Origin of the sequence: Methyloceanibacter sp. (genome assembly GCF_050728395.1) — a bacterium.
In the GTDB taxonomy this organism is placed as follows: domain Bacteria; phylum Pseudomonadota; class Alphaproteobacteria; order Rhizobiales; family Methyloligellaceae; genus Methyloceanibacter.
The window spans coordinates 1-5,221 of record NZ_JBOHJB010000143.1 but is presented as its reverse complement, the minus strand read 5'-3'; the positions used below and the strand labels follow the sequence as shown (position 1 = coordinate 5,221).

Sequence of the window (5,221 nt, the reverse complement as noted above, 5' to 3'; positions counted from 1 at the left end):
TGGCTTCCGCGCCCTGGCCGGCTGGCCGGCGCGCGTCCGCCGGATGGCAGCCACGCTCTCGACCAGCATGAGCGATCCGATGACACCGAGGAAGGTCACGTAGACGAGCGAGATGAAGACGTCGGCATGACCGAGCCTGCTCAACAGCCCGACCAGGAGCACGCCGGCAACGGCGCCGACCACGCCGCCGATGATGAGCACGAGGCCCATGCGGAAGTCGATGTTGCCCCGGCGCCATTGCACCAGAGCCCCCGACACCGAGGAGGCGACGATCTGATTGGCGCCGGTTGCCACGGCGATTGCCGGCGGGATGCCCGAGAATATCAGGAGCGGAGTGAGCAGGAAGCCACCGCCAACGCCGAACATGCCGGAGAGAAAGCCGATGGCCGTGCCAAGGCCCAGCATGACCAGGAGATTCACCGAGATTTCGGCGACAGGCAGATAGACCTGGAGCATTGGGCCGGGAGAGTTGATTTTCGTGCTATTTGCAAGGTGTTCGCGGGAAACGCCTCTGTCAATGCGCGAACCGTCCGCCTTACCAATTTGTCATCGGAGGTGGCTAAAAAATCAGACGAAGGTCCGCTGTCCGGTGGCGGCGACCCGGCTTCGGGCCCTTGTCGCGAGCCTAGGGCTCGACGACCATCTCGCTGACGCCGGGGGGCAGGCTTCGGCTGCCGGAGGGGCTGAGCGACACCGGCTGGACGGGGGCTTGATCGGTTTCCTCGCCGAGGCGCACTGGTGGGCGCGCTCCCATGCCGCTTGGGCTTTGAGATGGCGTGATGGGATTGGGCGCCGCGGGCGCGGCGTCCGGCGCTTCGGACTCAGGCAGAGCGGGCATTGCCGCATCTGAGGGCGCAAATTCGCCCGCAGGTGACGGATTGACTTCGGTCTGGAGCGGCATGTCAGGCAAGGGAGGCGCCTCGGCGGCGGGCGCCGGCATGCTCTGCTCGGCCGCAGGCGGAGGGGCGTCAAAATCTGGCTTCAACTTGAGCCTGGTCAGAAGCAGCGCCGCACTGATCATGAGCAGGATGGCGGCGGCCACCATGAGAAGCGAGATCTTGTGCCGGCCCGGCTCCTCGCTTGGCCTGGTTTCTGCTGCGACTCGCGCCTGTCGCGGAGGCACGGCGCTCCGTTCCTCGGCCCGCGCCGCGGCGGCGTGTGCGGCGCGACGGGCGGCAGCGACCAGATCCTCGGTCGACTCGAAGGGAATATCCCGAATGAAGGTCGTGCGTGGGCGCGGCGGCTCGCCCACGGTAGCCTGTGTCTCAACCACGGGCCGCTGGCTTTCAGCGAATTCGGCAGCGGCGACCTCTGTTGCAGCAGGCTCCAAGCGCGGCGGAGCCTCGCGCGAGGCCGTTACCGCCGCTTTGTCGCGCTCCCGCTGCATGAGCCCCTTCAACGACTCGTGCATCGCCGCGAGCGTGTCGACGAGGCGGTCGTCGGTGGCAAGGTTGCGCTCATTCATGGCCACGATGTCGCGGTGGAGCGCATCGAGCCGCTCCGCCGCGCTCGGCTTGCCGAGTCCCGTTTCGCCGACGAGACGGGCGGTCTCCTGCGCCGCCTTGCTTGCCGTCCGCTCAATCTGAGCCGGGGTGGCTTCGAGGCGATCGATCAGCCGTTGCAACTGGCCTTCGACCGCGGCGATGCGCGCGGCCTCAAGCTCCACCCGGCCAAGCTGTTGCCCCATGTCGGCAACTTGCCGCTCGATATGGTGCAGCGTCTCGAGCTTTGGCGCTTGCGCCAGGGCCGCCTCGAAGCGCGCCGAGATTTCCTCCATGCGGGTATTGAGCTTCGCAATCGCCGACGACGGCATCGCCTCGCCGATCGAGCGCTCGAGCCGCTGCGCCATGTCGATCAAACGGCGGTCGAAGTCGGCATCCTCGTCAATAGAAGGCGAAGGCGCAAAAGGCGGCGAAGTGTAACGCGGCTCGTCCTCCGGCAAAGGACGAGGCGCGGGCTCTGGTTCCGCGCGTGCCTCGGCCGCCGCGAGCGAAGCCGACAATGACGCGAACCAGTCGGGCTCGGCCAAGGCAAGACCGGCGGATACGGCGCGGACCTCCTCAAGGGCCTTGTCCAGCCGAGGAAGGCGTTCGACCTCTTTTTTCGGCTGCGGTTGCTCGAGCCGGCGGGCGAGATCGCTCAGCTGGTGCCGCAGCCGCTCCAGAGTCTCGGTCTCTTCCGGCGTGCCGAGGGCCTCGCTGACGCTTGCGCTGTACGAGACCTGGCCGAGCCGCGCATGCAACTCATCCAGCGCCTCTTCATAGCGGCGCTCGCTCTCCTCGATCCGCTTGATCAGCTTGCGCAGCAGGCTCTCGACGCTCTCCCGATCGGGCGCAAGGGTCTCGCTGCCGCTTGATGAGGCGGCACCGCTCGCTTGCCAACGTACTTCCGGAGCCATCCCGTTCCCCTGGCGAAAGTGATGCCCTGTCCGGTGGGCTCATTTGGGATTGGTCTTTAAGGGAGACGCGCCACCGAACGGTCCTCACCACCGTGGCAAGTTGGGGTAAATTTTGGGTTAAGCAGCGCCCCGTTGTGGGACATTTGCTCGCGAGAATCGTGGGACTTGCCAAGCCCCCGAGCGGAGAGGACCATCAGGGCATCAGAGGAGGGGAGAGGCCATGACCATGAGACTGCTCGCCCTTGCTTTCGTCCTTTTCGCCGCGTCGCCCTGCTGCGCCGCAGAGGCTCCCGGCCGCTACACCATGAACGCCGTTGGCGACAGCGTCTGGCGCCTTGACAGCGCCACCGGCGCGATGTCGGTGTGCGGCCAGAAGCTCGACCATTGGGCCTGCGAGAGCGTTGCCGACGACTCACTTGCGCTCAAAGCGGAGGTCGACCGCCTCAGCCGCGAGAACCGGGAACTCAAGGACAAGCTCGCCAAGGCGGAAGAGAAGGAAGCTGATGCGGGTCCGCTTCCGGCCAACCCGTCGACGCAATTTCCCGGGCTTGCCCTCGACGAGATGACCGATTTCGTCAACAAGATGATCCGCCGCTTGCAGGACCTGGTGCGCGACCTGAAGCAGCATGAGGCGGGGCAGCCGCTTTGAGCCTTCGGTCCAGTCTTGCCATTGCGGCGCTCGCCTGATCGATGGCCGAGCTTAGCCAATCGAGTCACAGGCTCCGCGTGCGGACACGCGGCAAGGGCTTCATCGACATCAGGGAAGATTTGCGGCGCTGGCTGCGCGAAATCTCCGCGGGCGATGGGCTGCTGACCGTGTTCGTCTGTCACACCTCGGCCTCGCTCACCATTCAGGAGAATGCCGATCCCAACGTGCGGCGCGACCTGATGACGGCGCTCGAGGGCCTCGCGCCGGAGGACGCCCCCTACACCCACGCCGAGGAGGGGCCCGACGACATGCCGAGCCACATCAAATCGATGCTGACCGAGGTCAGCCTCTCCATTCCGGTGATGGGCGAGCGCATGGTGCTCGGCACCTGGCAGGGCGTCTATCTCATCGAGCATCGCGACGCGCCGCATGAGCGCACCATCGCGCTGAGCTTTATCGGATCGCATCAATCCTCACCCTGAGGAGGGCCGAAGGCCCGTTTCGAAGAGTGAGCTCATGCTTCGCGACGCCGCCCCCTATCCTGAGCAGGCCACCTTTCCTTCGAGACGCGAGCTTCGCTCGCCCTCACGATGAGGTGGCTCGACGAAGGATGGCGGCTCCTCAGCATGAGGTTTGAGCCGCCTCACCTGGCAAAGCGCCTGGTGCCGGTGACCAGCTCATGCACGATGCCGGCCTCGGTCATGGCGTGACCGGCGTCGGCGACAATCCGCAGATCGGCCTCGGGCCAGGCGCGGGCGAGATCCACGGCGATCTTCGCCGGCGTCACCACGTCGTAGCGGCCATGCACGATCACGCCAGGGATTCGCTTGAGACGGTCTGCCGCCCTGATCAGCTGGTCGTCGGCATCGAAGAAGCCGCCATGGATGAAGTAGTGGCATTCGATGCGGGCGAAGGCGAGCGCGTAGGCGTCCTCGGAGAAGCGGCGCACGCGCTCGGCGTCAGGCAAGAGCGACAAGGTCTTGCCCTCCCACGCGCTCCACGCGCGCGCGGCCTTGAGCTGCACGTCGGGGTCTGGGTCGGTGAGCCGCCGGTAATAGGCTGCGATCAGATCGTCGCGCTCGGGCACCGGAATCGGGCGCAGATAGTCCTCGAACGCCTCGGGGAAGATCCAACTGCAACCTTCCTGATAGAACCATTCGAGCTCGGCGCGCCGGAGCGTGAAGATGCCGCGGAGCACAAGCTCGGTCGCCCGCTCCGGATGCGTCTCGGCATAGGCAAGCGCGAGCGTCGAGCCCCAGGAGCCGCCGAACACCTGCCAGCGCTCGATGTTGAGATGCTCGCGGAGCTGCTCGATGTCGTCGACGAGATGCCAGGTGGTGTTCTCATCGATGCTGGCATGCGGGGTGGAACGCCCGCAGCCTCGCTGATCGAACAGCACGATGCGGTAGCGTGACGGATCGTGATAGCGGCGCATCACCGCGGTGGACCCTCCGCCGGGGCCGCCATGCAACAGCACGGCGGGCTTGCCATCAGGATTGCCGCATTCCTCGAAGTGAAGCTCATGCAGGTGAGAAACCTTGAGGCGTCCCGTTCGGTAGGGGACGATCTCAGGGAAGAGGCCCAAGCGCTCGCCTACCGGTGTTTGACGCTCGTTCATGTCGTAGCGATCTTGCATGATGGCGCCCCTGTTGGGGAGTGAAGACTGCTATTGACTTGCCGCCGCCGCGGCGCGCCGCTGGGCGCGATCGTAAAGCGCATCGCCTGAGGGATCGCGCAGCTCCTCGAAATAGGCCTGCTCAGCCGGCGTCGGCTTCGGTCCAATCAGGCTGCCGATCAAGCCTCCGATCAGCCCGAGCCCAGCGCCGATCAGCGCGGTGAGGACGGTGGTAAGGCGAAATTGACCGGCGATGGGCGCATCCCCAAGTGCCATTGCGGCAGCCATGGTTGCAAAACCGAGGACAAGGGCAAGCATGGCGCCGAGCCAATTGCAGCGTTTCCACCAGATGGCGAGAAGCAGCACCGGGAAGAAGGTTGCCGCCGCGGCGGCAAAGGCCATGATGGCGACCTGCCACACGGCGATCTCGGCCAGGGCGAGAAACACGCCGGCGGTGAGCGCCGTGGCGGCGATCGCCACCCACGCCACCATCAGGCGGGGGAGAACTTCACTGCGCGGGTCCACCAGCCTGATGACGTCGTCGGCGAGGCTGCCGGCG

General features: G+C 66.1%; 6 protein-coding genes. 2 read left to right on the top strand and 4 right to left on the bottom strand.

Annotated features, from left to right (window positions below; genetic code table 11):
* Together ACREC7_RS15615 and ACREC7_RS15610 are read right to left on the bottom strand one after the other, a co-directional pair.
* The coding region (locus ACREC7_RS15615) for a sulfite exporter TauE/SafE family protein (protein ID WP_431556617.1) at positions 1 to 456 on the bottom strand (456 nt) is incomplete at its 3' end.
* A gap of 169 nt (positions 457 to 625) precedes the next feature.
* Positions 626 to 2,398 (bottom strand): hypothetical protein, encoded by a 1,773-nt coding sequence (locus ACREC7_RS15610; RefSeq protein ID WP_431556616.1) that lies wholly within the window; start codon positions 2,396 to 2,398, stop codon positions 626 to 628.
* 220 nt (positions 2,399 to 2,618) lie between these two features.
* Between ACREC7_RS15610 and ACREC7_RS15605 the strand changes: the two genes are divergently transcribed.
* Both ACREC7_RS15605 and ACREC7_RS15600 read left to right on the top strand, forming a co-directional pair.
* On the top strand, positions 2,619 to 3,047 hold the full coding sequence (locus ACREC7_RS15605; protein ID WP_431556615.1) for a hypothetical protein: 429 nt from the start codon (positions 2,619 to 2,621) through the stop codon (positions 3,045 to 3,047).
* Positions 3,048 to 3,088: 41 nt separating this feature from the next.
* Entirely contained in the window at positions 3,089 to 3,529 is a 441-nt protein-coding gene (locus ACREC7_RS15600) for a secondary thiamine-phosphate synthase enzyme YjbQ (protein WP_431556614.1), read from the top strand.
* Between the two features lie 161 nt (positions 3,530 to 3,690).
* Here the strand turns inward: ACREC7_RS15600 and pip are convergent, their stop codons facing one another.
* Complete coding sequence (gene pip, locus ACREC7_RS15595) at positions 3,691 to 4,683, bottom strand: prolyl aminopeptidase (protein WP_431556613.1); 993 nt, start codon at positions 4,681 to 4,683, stop codon at positions 3,691 to 3,693.
* 30 nt (positions 4,684 to 4,713) lie between these two features.
* Positions 4,714 to 5,221 (bottom strand): sodium:solute symporter family transporter (locus tag ACREC7_RS15590; RefSeq protein WP_431556612.1); only part of this gene is annotated, 508 nt, incomplete at its 5' end.

Coding starts and splice junctions, on each gene's coding strand:
- ACREC7_RS15600 (WP_431556614.1), top strand. CDS start 3,089: ATGGCCGAGCTTAGCCAATCGAGTCACAGGCTCCGCGTGCGGACACGC.
- pip (WP_431556613.1), bottom strand. CDS start 4,683: ATGCAAGATCGCTACGACATGAACGAGCGTCAAACACCGGTAGGCGAG.
- ACREC7_RS15605 (WP_431556615.1), top strand. CDS start 2,619: ATGACCATGAGACTGCTCGCCCTTGCTTTCGTCCTTTTCGCCGCGTCG.
- ACREC7_RS15610 (WP_431556616.1), bottom strand. CDS start 2,398: ATGGCTCCGGAAGTACGTTGGCAAGCGAGCGGTGCCGCCTCATCAAGC.